General features: G+C 50.1%; 19 protein-coding genes. 5 read left to right on the top strand and 14 right to left on the bottom strand.

Annotation, left to right across the window (positions count from 1 at the left end; all coding sequences use genetic code 11):
• Positions 1 to 153 precede the first annotated feature (153 nt).
• From ACTQ3A_RS09990 to ACTQ3A_RS10000, 3 genes are all read left to right on the top strand, one after another.
• On the top strand, positions 154 to 600 hold the full coding sequence (locus ACTQ3A_RS09990) for an RrF2 family transcriptional regulator (protein WP_441494771.1): 447 nt from the start codon (positions 154 to 156) through the stop codon (positions 598 to 600).
• A 231-nt stretch (positions 601 to 831) separates the two neighbouring features.
• Positions 832 to 2,739, top strand: a complete 1,908-nt coding sequence (locus tag ACTQ3A_RS09995; protein ID WP_441100261.1) for an acyl-CoA dehydrogenase family protein — start codon at positions 832 to 834, stop codon at positions 2,737 to 2,739.
• Positions 2,740 to 2,917: 178 nt separating this feature from the next.
• On the top strand, positions 2,918 to 4,138 hold the full coding sequence (locus tag ACTQ3A_RS10000; RefSeq protein WP_441494770.1) for an FprA family A-type flavoprotein: 1,221 nt from the start codon (positions 2,918 to 2,920) through the stop codon (positions 4,136 to 4,138).
• 96 nt (positions 4,139 to 4,234) lie between these two features.
• Here the strand turns inward: ACTQ3A_RS10000 and ACTQ3A_RS10005 are convergent, their stop codons facing one another.
• Positions 4,235 to 5,362, bottom strand: a complete 1,128-nt coding sequence (locus ACTQ3A_RS10005; RefSeq protein ID WP_441494769.1) for a GGDEF domain-containing protein — start codon at positions 5,360 to 5,362, stop codon at positions 4,235 to 4,237.
• A 458-nt stretch (positions 5,363 to 5,820) separates the two neighbouring features.
• Between ACTQ3A_RS10005 and ACTQ3A_RS10010 the strand changes: the two genes are divergently transcribed.
• Complete coding sequence (locus ACTQ3A_RS10010; protein WP_441100266.1) at positions 5,821 to 8,676, top strand: EAL domain-containing protein; 2,856 nt, start codon at positions 5,821 to 5,823, stop codon at positions 8,674 to 8,676.
• Positions 8,677 to 8,763: 87 nt separating this feature from the next.
• Here the strand turns inward: ACTQ3A_RS10010 and ACTQ3A_RS10015 are convergent, their stop codons facing one another.
• The 3 genes from ACTQ3A_RS10015 to ACTQ3A_RS10025 form a co-directional block, all read right to left on the bottom strand.
• Complete coding sequence (locus ACTQ3A_RS10015) at positions 8,764 to 10,689, bottom strand: oleate hydratase (RefSeq protein ID WP_441494768.1); 1,926 nt, start codon at positions 10,687 to 10,689, stop codon at positions 8,764 to 8,766.
• Between the two features lie 123 nt (positions 10,690 to 10,812).
• A complete protein-coding gene (locus ACTQ3A_RS10020) occupies positions 10,813 to 10,980 on the bottom strand; it encodes a hypothetical protein (protein WP_441494767.1) in 168 nt (55 codons plus the stop codon).
• A gap of 33 nt (positions 10,981 to 11,013) precedes the next feature.
• On the bottom strand, positions 11,014 to 11,223 hold the full coding sequence (locus ACTQ3A_RS10025; protein WP_441494766.1) for a DUF6219 family protein: 210 nt from the start codon (positions 11,221 to 11,223) through the stop codon (positions 11,014 to 11,016).
• A gap of 460 nt (positions 11,224 to 11,683) precedes the next feature.
• Between ACTQ3A_RS10025 and ACTQ3A_RS10030 the strand changes: the two genes are divergently transcribed.
• Positions 11,684 to 13,105 carry an S-layer homology domain-containing protein gene (locus ACTQ3A_RS10030; RefSeq protein WP_441494765.1) on the top strand — a complete coding sequence of 474 codons (1,422 nt, stop codon included), beginning with the start codon at positions 11,684 to 11,686 and terminating at the stop codon, positions 13,103 to 13,105.
• Between the two features lie 147 nt (positions 13,106 to 13,252).
• On the opposite strand, the gene ACTQ3A_RS10035 is transcribed toward ACTQ3A_RS10030, so the two are convergent.
• The 10 genes from ACTQ3A_RS10035 to ACTQ3A_RS10080 form a co-directional block, all read right to left on the bottom strand.
• Positions 13,253 to 15,811 carry an ABC transporter permease gene (locus ACTQ3A_RS10035; protein WP_441494764.1) on the bottom strand — a complete coding sequence of 853 codons (2,559 nt, stop codon included), beginning with the start codon at positions 15,809 to 15,811 and terminating at the stop codon, positions 13,253 to 13,255.
• Positions 15,805 to 16,506, bottom strand: coding sequence for an ABC transporter ATP-binding protein (locus tag ACTQ3A_RS10040; RefSeq protein WP_441494763.1), 702 nt, complete (start codon positions 16,504 to 16,506; stop codon positions 15,805 to 15,807). Before ACTQ3A_RS10040 ends, ACTQ3A_RS10035 begins: the two co-directional genes overlap by 7 nt.
• Positions 16,507 to 16,587: 81 nt before the next feature.
• Positions 16,588 to 18,192: an EAL domain-containing protein gene (locus ACTQ3A_RS10045; protein WP_441494762.1), complete on the bottom strand. Its 1,605-nt coding sequence runs from the start codon at positions 18,190 to 18,192 to the stop codon at positions 16,588 to 16,590.
• 82 nt (positions 18,193 to 18,274) lie between these two features.
• Positions 18,275 to 18,595: a type II toxin-antitoxin system RelE/ParE family toxin gene (locus tag ACTQ3A_RS10050; protein WP_441100642.1), complete on the bottom strand. Its 321-nt coding sequence runs from the start codon at positions 18,593 to 18,595 to the stop codon at positions 18,275 to 18,277.
• Positions 18,595 to 18,873 (bottom strand): type II toxin-antitoxin system Phd/YefM family antitoxin, encoded by a 279-nt coding sequence (locus ACTQ3A_RS10055; RefSeq protein ID WP_441100641.1) that lies wholly within the window; start codon positions 18,871 to 18,873, stop codon positions 18,595 to 18,597. The genes ACTQ3A_RS10050 and ACTQ3A_RS10055 overlap by 1 nt, the downstream gene beginning before the upstream one ends.
• A 245-nt stretch (positions 18,874 to 19,118) precedes the next feature.
• A complete protein-coding gene (locus tag ACTQ3A_RS10060; RefSeq protein ID WP_441494761.1) occupies positions 19,119 to 19,592 on the bottom strand; it encodes a hypothetical protein in 474 nt (157 codons plus the stop codon).
• A gap of 158 nt (positions 19,593 to 19,750) precedes the next feature.
• Positions 19,751 to 19,978, bottom strand: a complete 228-nt coding sequence (locus tag ACTQ3A_RS10065; RefSeq protein ID WP_441476542.1) for a hypothetical protein — start codon at positions 19,976 to 19,978, stop codon at positions 19,751 to 19,753.
• Positions 19,979 to 20,268: 290 nt separating this feature from the next.
• Positions 20,269 to 20,589 (bottom strand): helix-turn-helix domain-containing protein, encoded by a 321-nt coding sequence (locus tag ACTQ3A_RS10070; RefSeq protein WP_441494760.1) that lies wholly within the window; start codon positions 20,587 to 20,589, stop codon positions 20,269 to 20,271.
• A gap of 229 nt (positions 20,590 to 20,818) precedes the next feature.
• Positions 20,819 to 21,037, bottom strand: coding sequence for a hypothetical protein (locus tag ACTQ3A_RS10075; RefSeq protein ID WP_441486280.1), 219 nt, complete (start codon positions 21,035 to 21,037; stop codon positions 20,819 to 20,821).
• Positions 21,030 to 21,278, bottom strand: coding sequence for a hypothetical protein (locus ACTQ3A_RS10080; RefSeq protein WP_441486281.1), 249 nt, complete (start codon positions 21,276 to 21,278; stop codon positions 21,030 to 21,032). Before ACTQ3A_RS10080 ends, ACTQ3A_RS10075 begins: the two co-directional genes overlap by 8 nt.

A 21,278-nucleotide genomic window follows, 5' to 3' on the forward strand; every position in this document is an offset into this window, starting at 1 on the left:
AATAACAGGCTGATCAAAACAATCTGATTCACTTACTGATCCATCAGCCGATTCACAGACTGATGCACAAGCCGATATACAGACCGATTCACAGACTGATCCACAAGCTGATTTACGGACCGATTCACAAACCAAACAAAAAGGACGAAAACAATGCTGATCACCCGGGAAACTGACTACGCTTTACGAATTCTTCGCGCTCTGGCGGACGGAAAACGGCACAATGTCAAAGAGCTCTGCGAGAGCGAGGCCGTTCCGCTTCAGTTCGCGTATAAGATTCTGCGGAAACTGACGGAAGCGGGAATTGTGAAGAGCGTCCGGGGCGTCAATGGAGGAACAGAGCTCACCGCCGATCTCGGCAGCCTTACCCTCCTGGACATCATTCGAATTACAGAATCTGACTCTTATATCTCTGACTGCATGAGCCCCGGCTATCACTGCACCTGGTCCGCGAAGAACTGCAGGAAATGCACGATCCATTCCAGACTCTGCGGGATTCAGCAGAAGCTTGATCACGAGCTCGCGAAACTATCTATCCGCGACCTTTTGAAGACCGGTCCAGATACAACGAAATCCGCCCCACCCCGTCATTTGAATTGAGTCTGAATTGAGGTCTTCCTGTACATGAAATTTACCTTATGACCGTTGCTGACAGCTGCTGACAGCAGCCGGGTCGTTGGAATTGTATTGACCGTGCATCTGCTGTATACAAAGAGCATCGCGATGGCGGAAAACCCCGAAATGTGTTTTATCTCACTCTGAATGTGTTTAAATTTTTGTGTTTCATCTGATTTTGGAAATGAAAAATATTCAGGAAAAGGAGGCAGGTCTATGAACTACGCAACCACACAGAAACAGGAGGAACTCCGCGCGAAGGTACGCGCCTTTGCCGAAGCCGAAATCAAACCATACTCTTTCGAATGGGACAAGGGCAATATTTTCCCGTCAGAGGTTGTTCGCAAGATGACCGATCTAGGCATCATGGGACTTCCCTACCCGAAGGAATACGGCGGCGCAGGGCTTGACGTAACAAGCTACGCCATCGCCGTGGAGGAGCTCTCCAGAGTCGATGCCGGCGTGGGCGTTATCCTCTCCGCGCACACTTCTCTGGGAACCTGGCCCATCGCCGCGTACGGAACCGAGGAGCAGAAGCAGAAATATCTTGTTCCTCTCGCGAAGGGCGAGAAGCTCGGCGCATTCGGCCTTACCGAGCCGAATGCCGGTTCGGATGCCGGCGGCACGGAGACCACCGCTGTACTGCAGGGCGACTATTACCTGCTCAACGGTGAGAAGATCTTCATCACCAACGGCGGAGAGGCCGACATCTACGTAATCTTCGCCCTCACCACGCCGGGAATCGGCTCCAGAGGCATCAGTGCCTTCATCGTCGAAAAGGGCATGCCCGGATTTGAATTCGGCGATCACTACGACAAGCTCGGCATCCGTTCCTCCGCAACAGCCCAGCTCCTGTTCAACAATGTGAAAGTTCCGAAGGAAAATCTCCTCGGGCAGGAAGGTCAGGGATTCAAGATTGCCATGAACACACTTGACGGCGGACGCATCGGCATCGCCGCACAGGCGCTTGGCATCTCACAGGGAGCGTTTGAGAGCGCAATCGCTTACTCCAAGGAGCGCGTGCAGTTCCATAAGCCAATTGCCTTCCAGCAGGCGATCTCCTTCAAGATCGCAGATATGGCGACAAAGATCCGGGCATCCCGGATGCTCGTCTACAGCGCCGCGGAGCTGAAGCAGAACCATGAGCCCTATGCAATGGAGGCCGCAATGGCAAAGCAGTACGCTTCGGATACCGCCGTGGAGGTCTGCGACGAGGCACTGCAGATTCACGGCGGCAACGGCTACCTGAAGGGCATGGATGTTGAAAGATTTTACCGCGACGCGAAGATCACAACCATCTATGAGGGAACCAACGAGATTCAGCGTCTTGTCATCTCGACCGCGATCCTCGGAAAGGCTCCGAAGGAGGCTTCTGCTCCGCTCTTCCAGCAGCAGCCGAATGTCACCGGCGCTCGCAGAAAAAAGATCCTCAAGGACGGCTCCGCACAGGAACGTGTCGAGGAACTGGTAAAGGATCTGAAAAAGGATGGCTATGACTTCACGGTCGGCATCCCGAAGGACACCCCGATCGCGAAGGCGGAACGTGTGGTATCCGCAGGAAAGGGCATCGGTCCGAAGGAGAACATGAAGCTGATCGAGGATCTGGCGGCAGCCGCCGGCGCAGCCATCGGCTCCTCCCGTCCGGTATCCGAAACTCTTCACTACGTACCGCTCAACCGCTACGTCGGCATGTCCGGGCAGAAGTTCTCCGGCAACCTGTATATCGCCTGCGGCATCTCCGGAGCTGTTCAGCACCTGAAGGGCATCCGTGAGGCATCCACCATTGTCGCGATCAACAAGAATCCGAACGCGCCGATCTTCAAGAACTGCGATTACGGTATCGTCGGAGATGTGAACGAGATTCTCCCGCTTCTTACAGAAGCACTCGACACGGGCGAGAAGAAACCCGCTCCGCCGATGAAGAAGATCAAACGCGCTCAGCCCAAGAAGATGAAACCGCCGTACAGCCTCTATGTATGCGACGGATGCGGATACGAATACGATGCTGCCATCGGAGACCCGGCTGCCGACATCAGGCCAGGAACCCTCTTCGAGAAGCTTCCGGAGGACTGGGTATGTCCGGAATGCGCGGAACCAAAGGCAAACTTCACAAAGGTGGAATAATTCACGGATTCAGACAACGGATATGACAAATTCCAGAACCGGCATATCGAAAACCTGCAAAAGGCAGACATGTCGAAGATCTGCGAAAGACAGGCATATAAAGGACGGGCATGTCGAATCATCAGTATGGCATTAAAGGACAGGCATGTCGAATCATCATTATATAGGAGGAAACCATATGCATTGTGTAAGACAGGTGACGGACAATCTGTGGTGGGTCGGCGCGAATGATCATCGCACTCATCTCTTCGAGAATATTCACCCGATACCGAGAGGAGTCAGCTATAACGCATATCTGCTGAAGGATAAGCAGAACGTACTTTTTGACACCGTTGACTGGTCGGCCTGCCGCCAGATGCTCGAGAACATCGAGTATCTTCTGGACGGCGCGAAGCTCGACGCTCTGGTGGTCAACCACCTGGAGCCTGACCACGCGGCATCTCTTCAGGAGGTACTGCTCCGCTACCCCGACTGCCGCATCTACTGCACGGAAAAAGGATTTATGCTGATGCATCAGTTCGGTTTTCACACGGACGGACACGAAACCATTGAGGTGAAGGAAGGCGACACTGCCTGCTTCGGAGATCATACCGTCGCCTTCGTGCAGGCACAGATGGTGCACTGGCCGGAGGCAATGGTCACCTTCGACACCACGAACGGCGTTCTCTTCTCCGCGGACGCCTTCGGCTCCTTCATCGCTCTGGACGGAAAGCTTTTCAATGACGAGGTGAATTACGACCGCGACTGGATCGACGAGTCCAGACGCTATCTCACCAACATCGTGGGGAAATACGGTCCGCATATTCAGAAGCTTCTGAAGAAGGCAGCTCCCCTGCTTCCGCAGATCAAATATATCTGCCCGCTTCACGGACTGGTGTGGCGCAGCGATTTTGACTATCTGCTGGACAAATACCAGCACTGGAGCACCTATGAGCCGGAGGAGAAGGCGGTCATGATCTGCTACGCCTCCATGTACGGCAATACCGAGGCGGCTGCCCAGGCGCTGGCCGCAAAGCTGGCGGAGCTCGGCGTCACCAACACGGTCGTATACGATGTGTCGAACACACACGTATCCTACCTGATCTCCGAGACCTTCCGTGTCAGCCACATCGTCCTGGCCTCGGTCACCTATAACCTCGGCATCTATCCGGTGATGCACAACTATCTGATGGATATGAAGGCGCTGAACCTCCAGAAACGAACCTTCGCCATCATCGAAAACGGCTCCTGGGCATGCAAGTCAGGGGATCTGATGCAGGACTTCCTCAACAACGAGCTGAAGGACATGACCATCCTGAACGAAAGGCTGTCGCTCGCCTCCTCGATGAAGGAAGAACAGGAAGACGATCTGACCAGCCTTGCCGAAGCAATCCGGGATTCCCTGAACGAAGCCCTCTGATCCTTAACAGAATACCCTCTCCGCTGCGAAATCATCAAGAGCGTACCCGGTAAGAACAGCACACGGGAAAACAGCTTAACCGGCTGTCTTCTCCGTTCACCTTCTTCCGCGTACGCTCTTGTGATGCGTTTCCTTTACCAGATAGAGCTCCCTGTCCGCCTTGTGAACCAGCCTTCTGAGCTCCTCCTCGCTTTCCACTCTTTCTACTACGAATCCGGCACTGCACCGGATCGGGACTGAAATTCCGGGAACGGAGGCGGCTGAAACAGCATCCTGCCAGCTGTCAATACGGTGCTGAAACTCCTCCGACTGATCCGTTTTCATGAGAACCAGAAATTCGTCTCCTCCATAACGAAAGCAGCAATTTCTCGGAAAATACCGCGTGAGCAAAGACGCCACGCACATCAGCACCTGATCTCCCGCCTCATGTCCCGCTTCATCATTATACCGTTTGAAATAATCGACATCCGCCATCATTACGGCGACCTGACCGCCGACATAATTCTGAAAAACTGTCCGGAGAGCCATCCGGTTTCCGATACCCGTCAGAGCATCTGTCATGGAAAGGATCTCCAGCTTTTTATTCAGGTTCTCCACCTCTATACACTGCCGGATCTGCCTTACTTCAATGTGGTAGCGGGTGATCATGCCGGCGCATAGAAGCAGAGCGAGTGCCAGATAATTCAGGAAACTGATTCTCGCCGCTCCGTCTTCCAATTCCAGAGCAATGAAGAAAATACCGTGTGCCGACAGAATCAGAGCGATACTCATCAGCGGAGGCATCGTAACGAAACAGGTAAACACAATTTCCACTATGAAAAAGGTCAGCATCTGCTCTCCGGACACATAATGGCGCAGCGACGCCGCCATACCCCAGAAAACCAGAATTCCGTAATAAAGAATGATAATCACATTTTCGCGCAGAAGATGCTTATTCAGGCTGATCTCATTCCGCGAAATTCTTGTCATATGCACCGTGATATATACACTTACCAAAATACATGTCAGGGCGCTGATCACACTCCGCCAATAATGCAGAACAGCGAAATAGTAATGAACGCAGAACAGGGTCAGAATCACAATCTCAACTGCCGTAACCGCAGCTGAAATCTTCTTCAGGCGATAGACATTATCCCGGATGATTTCATCCTTCACATTTCTCGAAACATCCGGAAAAATCGTAAGCTTAAGTTTTTGAAAGAAGAAAGATATTTTTTCACGCATAATTATATTTCCATTTCGAATACGCCAGGAAAACTGCAAGTGTTTTCATAAGGCTCCTCTATTTTTCAACAAGCTTACAAGCTTATCTATCAGTATACCATAAAACGGCGAACGAAGTCTTAAGAATTAGAAGACCCCCCCAAAAAAAAAAAAAACAGCACTTCCGGTACAACTATACCAGGTTTATTCCAATACTTATGTCAAATTTCTTTCAAGTATATGCCAGGTTTCTTCCGGGTACATATCAGGCTTTTCCGATGCTTACATGTACACACTTTCCTCTAATAATGCTATAATAAAAATAGTTTTTATTTACGCGAACAGTGAGCCGCAGCCGAATGCGAAGTATTCGTGTGCGGCGAGCATCGCGATAGCGAGATAAAACTCGCGCAGCGTGTTTTATCTCGTTTCATACAGTTTGTGGCACAATTATCACATCGTGTTTTACCGGAGAATCTATGAAAGTACGTAGAGAGAAGTTTCTGCAAAGGCTGGCAAAATTAATCGTCGGGAGAGACCTGGATCTTTCTGCAGACAAGGATCCCCGCCTTAAGTCTGATATCCTCAAAAACAGCATATTTTACAGCATCACCGCGTGTATTCTTCTCTGCATACTCGCACTGATCGGAGTGATCGGCTCTGTTTTATCCTTAGACAAGGGCTATGTGCTCTCCGGTGTCAACGCCACCTCTGCCTACCTTATCCTGTTTCTGACCAACGTTGTCTTCCTGCGGCTGGTGCTGTATGAGCAGAAAAGGCCCGGGGATGATATCACACGCGGTCATGCCGCGCTGATCTTCCATCTCTTCTGCGGCATCAACATGATTCTGTCAAGTATGACCTTTTTTACCACTCAGAAGAACAGCAGTTTTTTCTTTGAATACATTCTTGTCACGATCATCGTCTATCTGCTGCCGCTCTCGGATATTCCGTCTTTTATCCGGAATGCCGCGATCAACATTGTGTCGATGATCTTTGTTCTGTGCTTCCTGCATCATAATATTGCGTGGCAGGATCTGGTCGATATCATTGCCCTGCATCTGATCTGCGGCTTTGTCAACTGGGTCCGTTGGATTTCCTTTCTTCATACAGAAGGCATGCTGTTCTCCATTGAGAGCAAGAGGGATCTCTATTACACCAAGAGCAGGACAGACGCGCTTACCACCCTTCTTAACCGCTATGCGCTGCGGAAGGATTTTCCCGGCTACATCAACCAGAAGCTGTCTCTGGCACTGATCGATCTGGATTCCTTCAAGCAATACAACGACAATTACGGTCATGAATACGGGGACAAGGTGCTCGAGAAGACCGGGAAAAAACTCAGACATGTTTTTCATGATTACGAGGATCGCTGCTATCGATATGGCGGAGATGAGTTTCTGATCATCTCCAGGGACAATGCCCAGTCGTTCAGCCAGAAACTCCGCGAGTTCCAGAATTCCTGCGCGGAAACCGGGGATGATCACCCCTTTACCTGCAGCATCGGATATTGTGTCGGTATTCCTCATGCGGAATCCGATCTGCGCGCTCTGATAAAAATCGCCGACAATTACCTCTATAAGGCAAAAAGCGACGGAAAAGGCACGATGCAGGGGACGCTGTCTCTGGTCAATGCCTCGATCCGGATGATGACAGACCAGCTTCTATCCCCAGCTGCCATAAAAAACACGGATGACGCCGTAAAATTTTTCACCCAGAATAAAATGGCAGGCAAATCATGGTCAATTGCCTATCTGAACGTCAACCGTTTTGCGGAAATCAATGAAACCATTGGCACCCGGAACGGACAAATCATCCTTCAGGCCATTCTTAATACACTCCTGCGGAATTTTCCCGACTCGATCCTCTTCACCCGCGAGCTGGATCATTTTGTACTGTATGCGACAGTCCCGGATTCTGAATTCACGGACCGGATCCGAAAAGTTCAGTCCGACGTCGCCGCTCTGGAAAGCAGCCGGGTTGTCATTCTCCGTGCCGGAATTTATCACCATCACGATACTGACGCTCCTGCAGACTTCATCACCGGTATGTACAACGCGAGATATGCGGCAAATCAGGCATATAATGTCACCTCAGGCGACAACTATCTCTGCATCTACGATGCAGTACTGGAGCAGAAACGTGCGAGGGAAAACTTTGTACACAACAATTTCATCGCTGCCTTGGAGGCAGGCCATTTTGTTCCGTACTACCAGCCGATCGTCGGATCCCTTTCCGGAACCACCTGCGGATTTGAGGCACTGAGCCGGTGGATCGATCCGGAGAAGGGCATGATTTCTCCCGCTGATTATGTTCCTTACCTGGAAGAAAGCTTCGAGGCTTACCGTCTCGATCTGTACCTTCTGGAACAGGTGTGCAGGGATATCCGGAAATACAGCGATAAGTTCCCGAGAAAGCTTTTTGTCAATGTTAATCTGTCTCAGACCGATTTCAAAATCATGAATATGCCGGAGGAAATCGAGCGCATTGTCTCGCGTTATGAGATCCCAAGGGAACAGATTCAGTTCGAGATCACGGAATCCGCCTTCGCGGAGACAAATCTGATTCATGATGCCGTGAAGCAGCTGAACGAGCACGGCTACCGGGTGTGGATGGATGATTTCGGTGTCGGAGAATCTTCTCTGTCCGCCTTCCATAATTATGAGGTCCAGGGCGTGAAGATTGACCAGTCCTTCTTCCGGGATCTCTCGAATCAGCGAACCAAAATCATCATTCAAAGCATCGTTGATCTCTGCCATGAGACCGGCAGCATGATGATCGCGGAGGGAATTGAAACCAGAGAACAGCTCTGGTATGCACAGCAATGGGGTATGAACTTCATTCAGGGCTTTTTCTTCAGCAGACCGATCCCGCTCAAGGATCTGATTGGCAGTCCTTTCGTCAGCAACGTTACAGACGAAGATACGGACCGCTTCTATCAGACCATGGCTGAGGTGAGTCTCGTGAATAATTTGCCTTTCCGCTATCAGAATCCGCAGAATCATCAGCCTCTTCTTCTGGCAAGAGCCGTCATTGTCCTCAATCCGGATCAACAGCTGGCACTCCTCCGCATCGACAAGGATATGCAGGATCTGCTGAAGGACTCTGTGATCGCCGTGAACAAATATCAGTACTCCCTCAGGCAGGATTTCAGTCTTTATGCGATCCTGACTGACGTGATCCGCAAAGTCGACGCGAAGCATCCGGCCTTTGATTTCAGCGTCGAGCTCAATAATCAGAAGTATCACGCAATGCTCAGCTTTCTCGCAGAAAAAAGCAATGGCGAAATGGCAGGTTTTCTGCTGACCCTTGCCAATTTCGTCATTGCTCCATAAATCCCGGAATTATCATATTCCGGGATCATTATGTTCCGGAATCACGCTTCCGGGGATCATCTCTTCCCGGAGTCATGCTTCCTTAAATTATTTCTTCTTCAGATGCTTCAGCGCCGTCACGCCTGCCGCAACCGCGACAGCCGCTCCGACAGCCTTGGTGACCGCGCTGTTCTTCACGTCTTCCACCGCCTCGGCAGCCTTCTTCTTGTCGATCACCGGTTCAAAGTCCTTTTCCTCTGCCGCTCCGAGACGGATCAGAAGCGTCTCCAGATCCGTGTTGCGCGCGAGCTTCAGAGCGCCCATGATGGCCGCCTTCTCACCTGCCCCGATCGGCCAGTCCTTAATCATCTTGCCGTCGTTCATCTTCACACCTGCAGTGATCAGATCGCGGATATCATAAATGGATCCCCACACCTCCGGAACTCCCCGGTCTACCTTGCAGAGGGTATAGACCGCTTCCATACCTGTGCGGATGGAGTATTCTGTCGTGAATACCGTATCCCGCGGAGTCTCCGCATACTGTCCGAGGAAGGCCAGATTCACGGATCCCTCCGGAACCACGAGCGGACGATCGCCATACTTTCTCGGCTCAAAGAAACTCGTTACGTAAGGCATCATGCATGGGGTGGTGTTGCACTCCTTGTCCGCAAGCTCATCGATATGATCTGCAGGAATTCCGAGATGATACAGCCACTCCGCACAGAGCTCACGGCCGCTGCACATGAACATCGGCTTCTGGACATAGTCGCCGCAGTCATCCCAGCAGTTCAGTCCGTAAACCCAGATCAGGCAGTGATCATCCGGCTGATCCTGGAACTGACCCTGGCGGTTGATTGTCCAGCTGATGAGCCAGCTGGAATCCTTCGCTGTCACGATTCCGCCGGTTACTACCTTTCCGGAGAGCGGATCTCTGTGGCAGATCTTCTCGATGGCCTCCAGAATCTCCTTGTTCGCCGTATCCACCGTCCAGGACTCCCAGCTGGTCTCCTTGATGTCCCGGAAGAATACGTCCGGATGACCGAAGGCGTCATCCTGAGCCGCCAGCTTCTTCCACAGCTCCACAGACGGGCCCTGTCCGTTCTCGATCTGAATCTCAGGCGCATGCGTCTGATCGCCGTAGGCAGAACCGTCGCCCTGCGAACCGTTTGTCACAAAGACCAGATCATCCTCAGTCAGATCAATGGCCTTATCCTCTCCGTCCTGTGTGTACTCCAGTCTGACAGCCTGTTTTCGCGAAGGCTTGCAGTCGCAGACAATATTCGTCACCTGTGTATTGTACTGGATCACCGCGCCGGCATCCTGGATATACTTCACCATCGGAAGGATCATCGACTCATACTGATTGTATCGTGTGAAGTGCAGCGCACTCAGATCCGGGAGTCCGTCGATGTGATGGACATAGCGCTGCATGTACTTCTTCATCTCGAGAGCACTGTGCCATTTCTCAAACGCGAACATGGTCTGCCAGTAGATCCAGAAGTTTGTCCGGTAAAAATCATCATCAAACATATCGTCGATGGTCTTGTCCGCCAGCTCCTCATCGCTGGCAAACATCAGCTTCAGCAGCTGCTTCTCCGCGTTCTTGTTCAGGTCATACTTCCGATCCGTGTGAGCATCCTGTCCCTGCTTCTCCGTTACACGGCAGAGGGAATAGTTCGGATCCTCCTTGTTCAGCTTGTAATACTCCGAAAAAATCGTTTCTCCGGGATTGACAATGGAGGGAATGGACCGGAACAGATCCCACATACATTCAAAATGATTATCCATCTCACGGCCGCCGCGCATGATGTATCCCTTCTGCGGGTCATGCAGACCGTCGCACGAACCTCCCGCAAGCGGAAGTGACTCGAACAGGGTGATATTCTCTCCCGGCATCTGTGCGTCCCGGATCAGATAACATGCAGCCGAAAGGCCTCCAAGGCCTGTTCCTATAATATACGCATGTTTCTTCTCAATTCCTTCCGGTTTCTCAGGTGTCGCAAATGCTTCATAATTTCCACTGCTGTAATACATGGCATGTACCTCCTGCATAACTGACCATCAGTCATTTTCGGATTCAGAATACAACAAAATAAATTCCCCGTCAAGAAAAACGGGGAATTTGACAGAAATTTTATACTTTTTAGAATCAGATAATCATTCAATTACGCCCGCGTTCTGCACCTTTTTGTCCTGATACAGAACTTCATCGGCGCGCTTTTTCACATCGATGATCTGCTCCCTCGGATCTGTGCACGAAGCATATCCGACAGAAACAGTAAGCGGAAAGGCAAATCGCCAGGAAGGAGAAGTAAAAAGGCTCATACGCTTCCGCGAAATGATACTGCATCGATATGTTCATGCATTCTCCACTGCTTCGCCTTCATCTCCATCCGCGTCAGTCTTGCTGAGCATTGAATGACCACTTATCACAGCTCCGATCATAAACAGCAGCGTAAGACATCCAAAGCAGCCATGTACCTTTCGGATCGGCTTGCAGATTCCGGAAAAGAACGTCAACAGCATACATACCAGTGCAAGAATTCCAAATTGCTTGTGTTTCTCCATGACAATACCTCCAGTGTAGAATGTACTGTATGCGATTGCGAATGCCTGTGGATTGCGAGAGTGCGAAGCACGGAGCAATCCGCAGCTTATACATTATGTGGCACTATATATCGCACAGTGGTTACCGGCTGCAAGAATTATAACACAAATAACGATTAAATACACTGAACTTTTTGTGACCCGTCCTCAATCCTGACGCATCATATTACCGTTCACGCACCACCAGAACGGCTAAGATTGTACCGTACCTTTGCCGGAGCATCCCCTTGCCGTTAAAAGTTTATCCGTTTAAATTCCTGCCACATATTACAATTCAGGTATATTTATTTTACATTTCTCGAATCTCCTGTCTTTTTTCTCTTTTCGTGGTAAAATTCTTGTAGCCATATATCGTTCTAATATATGCATCGCGAGCCCTGCATCGTTCATGCCGGGTGATTTAGAAAGGGAGGAGAACTTTATGAAAAGAAAACTAGTTGTAGCAGCACTTGCCCTGTCAATCGCAATGAGTACGGTGACGGTACAGGCAGCAGATTTTGACCTCGGCAGCGCGCCCGGGTCCACGGGCTTCGATATCACAATTGTCGGGGCGGGAAATCCGGCTGACTCCGACAACACGGCGGACGCACCTGCCCAGGCAGGGACGAATGAAGAATCTGATACCGAGGGGCTAACCGGAACGGACGATGTGACAGAATCAAACCTCGATCCGGATGAGCTCTATCCGGAAGGCACCCCAGAGGAAGCGAAAGCCGCGAGACTTGCCTCTGCGAGATTTTTGCTGGGTTCCGTCGGTCTGTTTGATTATTATCATTCCACCGATGCCCTGAATGCCATCTTTAATAGCACTTATGCGTCCTCCACCACACCAGGTGCATATGGCGACGCCACCGATATGAACAATGTATACAACAGCCTTCAATTCATTGACGAGTGCAATGCTCTCCGCGCTAAGCACGGTCTTTCCGCTCTGAAGGTGACCGACGTTCTGATGGCCTGTGAGGAGGCAGATGTCAACTGGTCCAAGGACAACCTGCAGCACGCGATGCAGTTTAATATGGGGGAGAATCTTTCCTGGGGATATCCCGATCCCTTCACCGGATGGTATGACCAGGAGAAGGCGGCATATGATTCCGGAGTCACCGATCAGCAGCAAATCGGTCATTACCTGAATATCATCGATCCCTCCTATACCACAACCGGTTTTGCGATCACGCAGCTTGGATCCAATCCCTATGGCGTAACGATGGGACAGTCTTTTCACTGGGCCGGTGAATCCGACGCTTATACCACGGACGAGTACAGAAACAGAATCAGTGCCTACGCGAATTACCTTTCCGAAACACTCTTTGAGGATGTGCCGAACCTGAACAGCTATTACTTTGATTCCGTATACTGGGCGCGTGAGAAGAGTATCACAAACGGCATAGGCAACAATCTTTATGGCCCTGACAATAACTGCTCTCGCGGTCAGATGGTTCTGTTCCTCTATAATATGAAAGGTAAGCCATCCATTTCAACCCCGGCCTCCTTCAAAGACGTTTCCTCCACCGACTACTACGCAACTGCCGTTTCATGGGCAGCGGAGAATGAAATAACCTCGGGAAGCGGCAACGGGAAGTTCAGCCCGAAAAACCCCTGCACCAGAGCTCAGATGGTACAGTTCCTCTACAACCTGGCGGGAAGACCCGAAGTGACGACGTCTGAACCCGGCTTCTCAGATGTTTCCTCTGACAACATCTATGCACGTGCGATCGCCTGGGCGAAGGACAACAACATCACAAGCGGAACCGGCAACGGCAAATTCAGTCCGAACGTAAGCTGCAAGCGCGGACAGATGGCAGTATTTCTGAAGAACTACGCCGACAATATCGGAATCTGACAACGGTTTCCTATGGAAAACAGATGCAAGAAACAGGGGCAGGATATTTCCTGCCCCTGCTCAATTCATACGAATCAATACAAATGATTATCTACGCCGGATCCATCATACGGCGGAAGACACGCCCTAAGAATTCCGAATCTTCCTTTATTCTACCGCCTTGAGCGACTCGGCCATGTTGATACGGCGAATCTGCCGCCGCATCAGAACGTTCACGATCACCGCAAACAGCACCGTAATGATAAGTGCCAGCACACAGCTGAACGGCCGCACCGCAATCTGATACGTCATATTGTCGAGCAGAATCCGGCTCACCACCATATGTGTACAGAGAATCCCCAGCGGAATTCCCAGAAGCCCCGCAATAAAAGAAAGCACCAGATTTTCCCTGAGCACATAGAAGCGCACCTCTCCGGGGGTGAACCCCAGCACCTCGACCGTTGCGATCTCACGGCTCCGCTCCTCAAGGTTGATGTTGGTCAGATTAAAGATCACGATGAAGGACAGCGCTCCGGCAAAGGCAATGAGCAGCCAGATGATATAATTCAGGCAGGCGACAGATCCGTCCACCTTGGCCCGGCTCTCGGAGAGCCTTGTGATACCGGTCACACCGGTTATCATCCCCAGTTTCTCGCTCAGAGACTGCTCCTGTCCGGCAGAAAGATTCCTCGTGCAGATCAGCAGCGTGTTCGGGCCTGCCTCTCCGAAGAGATCCTCACCTGTTTTTTGCGAAGTCAGAATAAAATTTCCAATGTAGTTGACAAAGGTGTGTCCCGCCCGCAGCGTCTGTCCGGAAGCCGTAAATTTCGTTCCCACTGACAGGCCGAGCTTCTCGGAGAGCCGCCTGGAAACAAGCGCCGAACCATCCTCCGGCACGACCAGCGTTCCGCCGTCCGACACATCTGACAGCTTCCAGAAGCCGGACAGGTCCGCCCTGTCCGCGAAGGCGTAAAGACTGACCGAGCTCATGGAAGAGGTTTTCGACGAAACATCCAGAACCTTGCTGAAGGCTGGCAGAACCTTTGTGACGTCCTTCTCTTCTTCTACCTCCTTCATAATGTCCGTCAGAGACCTCTGAGCTGTATCGATCGCGCATTCAAGCTGATAGGTCTGAATTCCGTCATACTGCTGACTTCCGACATGAACCATCGAGTCCCGGACCCCAAACGCAGTGACCACCAGAGCGCCCGAACAGCCGACACCCACCAGCATCATAATCATCCGGATCTTATACCGAAGCATATTCCGGAGCGTCGCCTTTCGGAGAAATGACAGCCTCCTCCAGACCGGCGTGCAGTACTCAAGCAGAATCCGCTTTCCAGGTTTCGTCGACCTCGGACGGATCAGCGATGCCGGCGTCTCCCGCATCACCCGCACACAGGCCGCCATAGTGCCGATTCCGATCGACAGAACCGTTACCAGAAGCGTCACGATCGCCAGTCTTCCATCAAAAAGGTACCGGAGCCCGATAAAGTCGTAAAGCGTAGAATATGCCGCCCAGAAACCCCGGGGCAGGAAAAAGGTTCCCGGAAAAAAGCCTCCCGCCCATCCCAGAACAGCGGCACTTAACGCATACCGCATGTACTTTCCGGCAATCGCACCTTCCGAATACCCGAGAGCCTTGAGCGTTCCGATCTGTCCGCGTTCCTCCTCCACCATCCGCAGCATGGTCGTGATGCATACCAGAAGCGCGATTAATATGAAAAACAGCGGGAAGATATCCGCAATCGAATGGATGATCGAGGTGTCGCTCTCAAAGCTCACATACCCCGCGTTCTCGCCGCGGGTGAGCACATATACCTTTGGCGCCGCCACAGCATCTGCCGCAGCCGACATCCCATCCGACGCTGCAGTATTTGCTGCCGGGTCTTCGGACGCTCCCGCTGACATCGCAGCCTGTGCCGCGGCTTCCCGGATCTCAGAGAGAATGCTTTCGTACCGGTTCTCCGAAAGCTCCTTCGCCTCCTCCTTCACGCTGTTCTTATACTTTGCCGTCAGATCCTCATACGCATTCCCGAATATCGCATCCGGCTCCTTCTCTTCACTGTCCGGATTCAGAACGAGATCTGCCCCGGTATAAAAATCCGAGGTGAAATTATCCGGAGGCAGGTAGAGATAACCCGCGCGCTCACCCTTTCCATCGGGAGCGCTTCCTCTGTCGGAAGAAAGAAACAGCGGCGAGTTCACGAGCCCGACAATCGTATAGGTCTTATGGCTGAGAAGATTCCCTGTCTCCGCGTCATTGTCCGAAGAAACCCTGATGGTCTTTCCGATATCGCTCTCCGAGAAGGCTCTATGATCCGCGAGGCATTCGGTATCCTTCCCGGGAAGGCGCCCCGCGTACAGACTCGGAACGTTGATTCTCTCTGGAATCGACAGAACCTGATAATCCCTTGCCGTCCCCGCGAAATCGAAGATCATATCCGCCGTCTTCTCCCCTTCCGCGTCATAAATTCCGGTAACCTCTCCCAGCTTCCCGATATCCTCTTTGGAAAAGCCAAGTGTGGAATAAACTCTGTAATCATACATGTTTGTTGCCGCAAGGTACCGCCCTGCCGCGTCCCACATCTGCTCCTTTGTCACCTTAAGCCCGGAGAGAAAACCCACGGACAGCAGCACAATCAGAAGAATCGCGAAATATCTCTTTTTCTGGGCGAGAATACTGCGGCGCGCCAGCTTCCCGGCCGTCTTCCACTGTCTCACCATTCGAGTTCCTCCGCCTTCTTCGGATGCTCATTCACAGCATCTGCCACAATCCGCCCTGACTGAATTCTGAGAACCCGGTCCGCCATCTGGGCGATCGCGGAATTGTGCGTGATCATCAGCACAGTGGTCCCGTTCTCTCTGCCGAGATCATACAGCATCTTAAGTACCGCCTTGCCGGTCACAAAATCCAGCGCACCTGTCGGTTCATCGCAGAGAAGCATCCTCGGATTCTTCGCAAGCGCTCTGGCAATCGCGACCCGCTGCTGCTCCCCGCCGGAAAGCTGCGCAGGAAAATTTCCTGCCCGCTTCGAAAGACCGACCATGTCCAGAGCTTTTTCTGCCGGAATCGGATGGTCGCAGAGCATCGCCGCAATCTCCACATTCTCAAGAGCGGTCAGACTGGGAATCAGATTGTAGAACTGGAAGACAAAACCCACCTCCCTGCGCCGGTAATCCACAAGTTCCCTTTCCTTCATGGCGGAAACCTCCTGATCGCCAAAGAGGATGGTACCGGAGCTTACCCGGTCCATGCCTCCCAGAAGATTCAGCAGCGTCGTCTTGCCGGCGCCGGAGGCACCCAGAAGGACACAGAACTCTCCTTCCTTCACCGTAAAAGAAACATCAGCGAGGGCATGGACCTGTCCCTCTCCCTTACCATAGGTCTTGTACACATGCTCAAATCGAATCAGTTCCATGGGCACCTCCATCTCAAAAGCCTCAGTCACTCTGATCCATTCGTCATTTACAAGGAGGCGGCAGTTTTGAAAACGCCTGAATCAGCAGTCCCAAACGAATTTTCTATCTTCGGTTGGCTCTGCATTCTTGATGCAGGAAAGAACCTTTTGTTCTTCCGAACCGGGAATCAGCAGAAGATTGAATTCTTTCCATTCAAAGCTTCCTTTTTGATTATCGGCGGTATGCAGCACACGAAAGTAATCGCGGCATACTCCGTCCGGAGCCTTCCGTAACCGTTCAATCATCGTGTCAGGATCAGCAAAAGCCCAGTAACGTTCCCGATCCTCCGGAAAAATCATATGATGGCAAAAGACCTCAAGCCCCTTGCGAAGCGGATCATGGTCCGTGCGGCCGCCTTCAATGCCGAAGTTGTTGAGCACAGTATCCGCAGTATCCTGTTCCGGGTTCAGCACATGGACATCATCAAACAACAGCATAATATCCGATACCGATTTGTAGAGTACTTCACCGATCTTCTGCGTCCGTTCCTCGGTAATATTGACGATAGACAGGAGAAATACGCATCGATTATCCTGTTTAACGATCATTTTTCCATCCAGACGGACAAAAAAAGAATTGTCCGATACATACAGGGAAGCGCTTCCGTCACCCCGAAGCAAATGACCGTAGAACTCCAGCAGTCTGGCATGAAGCGAAGTATTCCTGACATTCAGGACAAATTCCGAATTTTCTCTGTGAACACGTCCGATACTGCGCAGCTGCTCCTTTTCATGTCTGTTGATATACAGATAATGAATATAATCATTTGTTATGTCGTACTCCATGACCGCCCGCGGCACGTCGCTGTCAATCACGCAGGCATCTGCCCGGTCATAGAAGTCCTTCCATTCGATCACTTCCGAAGGCATATTCATATGACGCAGAAATTCCGGCACCTCCTGCATATGCAGCGGCTTCGAGAAATAATACCCCTGCATCATGTCGCATCCGATCTCTTTCAGAAAGTGTGCCTGTTCTTCTGTCTCAACCCCTTCCGCAAGTGTCCGTATGCCCAGATTCTTTGCCATGCTGACGGCACTTTTCATGATTTCCATGGAGGTATGTGTAAAGGACTTCAAAAAGCCCATATCCAGTTTAATCAGATCAAGCGTATAGTCATTCAGAAAGGTCAGGGAAGAATAGCCGCTCCCGAAATCATCCATCCAGATCGCAAATCCCTCGGCCCGAAGCTCTCTGACGACTGACGTCATCTTCTCCTTGTCCGTGACCAGCAGACTCTCGGTAAGCTCCAGCACGATCAGATCGCGGCGAATATTGTACGTATCGCAAACCTTCTTCGCATATGCAGCCATATCCACGTGATCAAAATCCTGTCGTGACAGATTAACCGAAATCGGTCCGACAGGAAGACCCGCGTCGATCCGGTTCCGCTGCAGCTTCGCCACTTTCTTCAGGATAAAGCAATCTAACTTATAGATCAGTCCCTTCTGTTCCAGGATCGGCACAAAGGTCCCCGGCATTAAAAGACCAAATACCGGATCTTCCCAACGGGCAAGCGCCTCGGCACCCGCAAAACTATTCGTTATTGTACGGATAATTGGCTGAAAATAAGGTGTAACCCATCCCTTCGCCAATGCTTCCTCCAGATGTGAAGCAATATACTGATCCATATCATGTGTATCCATATAAAAATATTCCTTTACTGAATTTCATCAATATCTTTCATTCCGCAGCAGTCCTTTTTGAAAAGTCTCATGCTTACGGACTTCACAGTCCAAGAATAACGTTCAAATAATCCTGTCTCTGATCGACGACCGCATACACAATTACTCTTCTTCTATTTTCGTCTATCTTATAGAATATAAGGTCCTTTTCCAGAATAAGGACCTTATATCCTTCGCGTTTCAACACCAGATATCGCGGATCAACTCCTGCAGAGGGATTGTCCCCTAGAGACAGAATACTTTTCTCCATATCGTCCAGTTTTTTCAGCGCAACCTCCGCTCCAAAATTCTGTGCAACATAAAGTATAATGCGCCGGATTCCCTCATCTGCGGTATCTGTTCTTACAATCTCGTACTTTTCCATTAGCGCACCTGAAGCTGCTTCCTCAGATCATCGAATGTTTCCGTAATCGGAGCCACACGACCGTTCTTCACGTCGTCCTCACCTTGTGCCAGAAGCTCCAGCAATTCGATCCGGGCTCTCATATTCTGATATTCTTCATAGGAGATTGAAACGGTATCGCCCCTGCCATTCACTGTAATAATTACTGCCTCTCGGTTCTCCTTGCACTGCTTTGAGATCTCATTGTAATGATTTCGTAGATCAGCCGATGGTCTGATGGATTCCTTCAAAGTCATCATGTCAAACACCTCCCAACAAATCTATATGCAAATTATATCATTGATTACATATATCTTCAACGCCAGTTATCGCATCCGCACCACCGCACAAATACATCTCTTCAACTACAGCTGGGATTTCTCATCTCCGATCTTCCGGTCGTTTCCATTTACACGGATTGTTTACCGTTTACAACCCATCCGAAAAAGGCAAAAAAGAAGACCCCCACAGAAGGGATCTTCCTTAGAAAAGATGATTTAAATTTTTATGCGGGCTGTTTGGTTGCCAGTTCCTTTACTTCGTCAACGGTTAGTCCTGAATATTGAGCTATCTTCTCATAGCTTAAATCTCCGTCTTTGATCATCTCACGAGCCGAACGAACGGCGTTTTCTTTTGAACCTTCAGCTCTTGCTTCATTTCTCATATCTTCCATCGCCTTGCACATAGCCGTCACTCCTTTCTCGTCTTCTTTAAAATATCGGACCCGATCCGCCAACACATGATAATACATGTCCTTTGCTTCGGTACAAGCGAAATCATGCATCAGCTTTCCGAAAGAAGTTTCATCTTTAATCTGTGAGTTCACATAAACGATATGCTCTTCATCTTCAAACGGCTCTCCGGTTTCCGCAATCATGCGCTCAATGTGATAAATCGGAAGACTCTTCCCCAGCACATCATTTTCTGTGATGAAGATCACATAGCTTTCATTAAGCGATTCATATTGTGCTCCCGTCAACTTCCTGAAAAATTAACCCTCAAAGCTGCATGAGCCCTCATTCCTCGTCTAAATCCGATTTTCCGGCAAGGAATTTTATGATCTCGTCGTAGGATCGTGGGCTTGCTTCGATTGCCTTCAGCAATTCCTTCATGAAGCATTCACAGGCATATCGAATGTCAGGAACGAAGTTTTTCCAGTGCCTGGTCTATGGTAAGTCCTTGTGCCGTAATCTCTGCCATTACTTCGTCCACACGCTGTTCATTCAGTTCATCTTCGATCTGCTTTATCTGATCGTCTATTACCTGAAGTTTCTGTGTATACTTTACCTGATCTTCCTTTAACTTTTCCAGTTTGCTCTGCAATACCTCTGAGCGACTGCGACGTGTACGTTTTCCTTCTGCCATGTTATACCCTCCTCCACGCAAAAAATATTCTGTGACTTTTATAAAGAAATTACAGTAGGTATCTCATGAAATTCATATTAACATAAGGGAACAGCCTCTGCCAGACTTAATAAAGGCAATCCTTTATGAATTGACCTCTTCTCAATATTAAATGGTGACGTTTTCCGGATCTTCTTCGATAGAGATATTTCCATGTTCCTATAATGAATAGCAAAGGCCGTCGCGGTGCAGCAGATTGGAAGCAGGAGATACTTTTCTTCAAATAGGGCTTGCAAAAAACATTCTATTCTTTACGCTTTAACTTCAACAAAAGGATATTCCTTTGTCAGATTGTCATTCTCTTCCATCATGCTAAGGAGCCTGCTTGAGCTTCCAGCTGGATGATTTCGTCCTGACTCCCATGCTTCCACTGTTTTATCAGAAACTCCCATGTACTCAGCAAACAACTGCTGAGACATTCCTGTCCTCTTTCGAATCTCCTTTACTTCATTAGCTGTGTACGTTTTTACTGGCGTCACAGAAACAATTCTTCTTTGAAGCTTTCTTTTCCCTTTGGCGTCATCAACAGCTTCCTGAAGGCCACGCATGATGCTGTCATAGATTTCATTCATCCCCATCACCTCCATGTAGTTCTCTTGCCTGTTCTTCTAGCATGGCGATCATCTATGTTGAATCTCTTTTCACTTGTATATAAAAGAATATACCCTATTAGATAGGGTATTGTCAATCAGTACCGATACGTCGGATTGCTGTCCTCTGTGAACTTCCAGATATTTTGCAACTAAAACTCATTTGTGAACTTCCTGGAAAAAGTACCCTAAAGAGCTTTTGACTGTCGAATCAATAGTTGAAGAGAAAGTCATCAAGGTCGATGAGAGCTTCCTTCAGCTCCGGATTCCGTTCGCGCTGAATCAAACTTTCGAGATCAATCGCATCCGCGTCGGTGTCTTCCGCGGAAAGGTCATAGGACATCTCCACCAGCCTTGAGAGAATCTCCGCTTTCTTCGTTTTGTGGGTGAAACAGTATTCCTCAATCAGGATTCTCGAATACTCATGCATCAGCTTCTTCCTCCTCATTCTTCGGAGAGTTTATGAAAGTCAGGATCTCATCAAGGGAATGGGCGCTGCTTTCCAGAGCCTTCAGGATCATATCCCTTTGTTTTGCCCTGCGTATATCATACAGCTTTTTGAGCTCGTCGATCGCCTTTTCATGAGCGATTCGTGTCTTTTCTGCCTTTTTCTCTGCCAGCTCGATCTTCAGTTCCAGTGTTTCAGCCGAATTCCGCCGTGTTCTTGCCAT

Source organism: Bilifractor sp. LCP21S3_F8, assembly GCF_052117805.1.
Lineage (GTDB): Bacteria > Bacillota > Clostridia > Lachnospirales > Lachnospiraceae > Bilifractor.

What these genes read in the sequence shown, in the direction of transcription:
- ACTQ3A_RS10070 (WP_441494760.1), bottom strand. Translation starts at nt 20,589, where the DNA reads ATGAATGAAATCTATGACAGCATCATGCGTGGCCTTCAGGAAGCTGTT.
- ACTQ3A_RS10005 (WP_441494769.1), bottom strand. Translation starts at nt 5,362, where the DNA reads ATGCGTGAAAAAATATCTTTCTTCTTTCAAAAACTTAAGCTTACGATT.
- ACTQ3A_RS10015 (WP_441494768.1), bottom strand. Translation starts at nt 10,689, where the DNA reads ATGTATTACAGCAGTGGAAATTATGAAGCATTTGCGACACCTGAGAAA.
- ACTQ3A_RS10055 (WP_441100641.1), bottom strand. Translation starts at nt 18,873, where the DNA reads ATGATGACTTTGAAGGAATCCATCAGACCATCGGCTGATCTACGAAAT.
- ACTQ3A_RS10050 (WP_441100642.1), bottom strand. Translation starts at nt 18,595, where the DNA reads ATGGAAAAGTACGAGATTGTAAGAACAGATACCGCAGATGAGGGAATC.
- ACTQ3A_RS10075 (WP_441486280.1), bottom strand. Translation starts at nt 21,037, where the DNA reads ATGCATGAGTATTCGAGAATCCTGATTGAGGAATACTGTTTCACCCAC.
- ACTQ3A_RS10000 (WP_441494770.1), top strand. Translation starts at nt 2,918, where the DNA reads ATGCATTGTGTAAGACAGGTGACGGACAATCTGTGGTGGGTCGGCGCG.
- ACTQ3A_RS10080 (WP_441486281.1), bottom strand. Translation starts at nt 21,278, where the DNA reads ATGGCAAGAACACGGCGGAATTCGGCTGAAACACTGGAACTGAAGATC.
- ACTQ3A_RS10025 (WP_441494766.1), bottom strand. Translation starts at nt 11,223, where the DNA reads ATGGAGAAACACAAGCAATTTGGAATTCTTGCACTGGTATGTATGCTG.
- ACTQ3A_RS10045 (WP_441494762.1), bottom strand. Translation starts at nt 18,192, where the DNA reads ATGGATACACATGATATGGATCAGTATATTGCTTCACATCTGGAGGAA.
- ACTQ3A_RS09990 (WP_441494771.1), top strand. Translation starts at nt 154, where the DNA reads ATGCTGATCACCCGGGAAACTGACTACGCTTTACGAATTCTTCGCGCT.
- ACTQ3A_RS10040 (WP_441494763.1), bottom strand. Translation starts at nt 16,506, where the DNA reads ATGGAACTGATTCGATTTGAGCATGTGTACAAGACCTATGGTAAGGGA.
- ACTQ3A_RS10030 (WP_441494765.1), top strand. Translation starts at nt 11,684, where the DNA reads ATGAAAAGAAAACTAGTTGTAGCAGCACTTGCCCTGTCAATCGCAATG.
- ACTQ3A_RS10020 (WP_441494767.1), bottom strand. Translation starts at nt 10,980, where the DNA reads ATGAGCCTTTTTACTTCTCCTTCCTGGCGATTTGCCTTTCCGCTTACT.
- ACTQ3A_RS09995 (WP_441100261.1), top strand. Translation starts at nt 832, where the DNA reads ATGAACTACGCAACCACACAGAAACAGGAGGAACTCCGCGCGAAGGTA.
- ACTQ3A_RS10065 (WP_441476542.1), bottom strand. Translation starts at nt 19,978, where the DNA reads ATGGCAGAAGGAAAACGTACACGTCGCAGTCGCTCAGAGGTATTGCAG.
- ACTQ3A_RS10035 (WP_441494764.1), bottom strand. Translation starts at nt 15,811, where the DNA reads ATGGTGAGACAGTGGAAGACGGCCGGGAAGCTGGCGCGCCGCAGTATT.
- ACTQ3A_RS10010 (WP_441100266.1), top strand. Translation starts at nt 5,821, where the DNA reads ATGAAAGTACGTAGAGAGAAGTTTCTGCAAAGGCTGGCAAAATTAATC.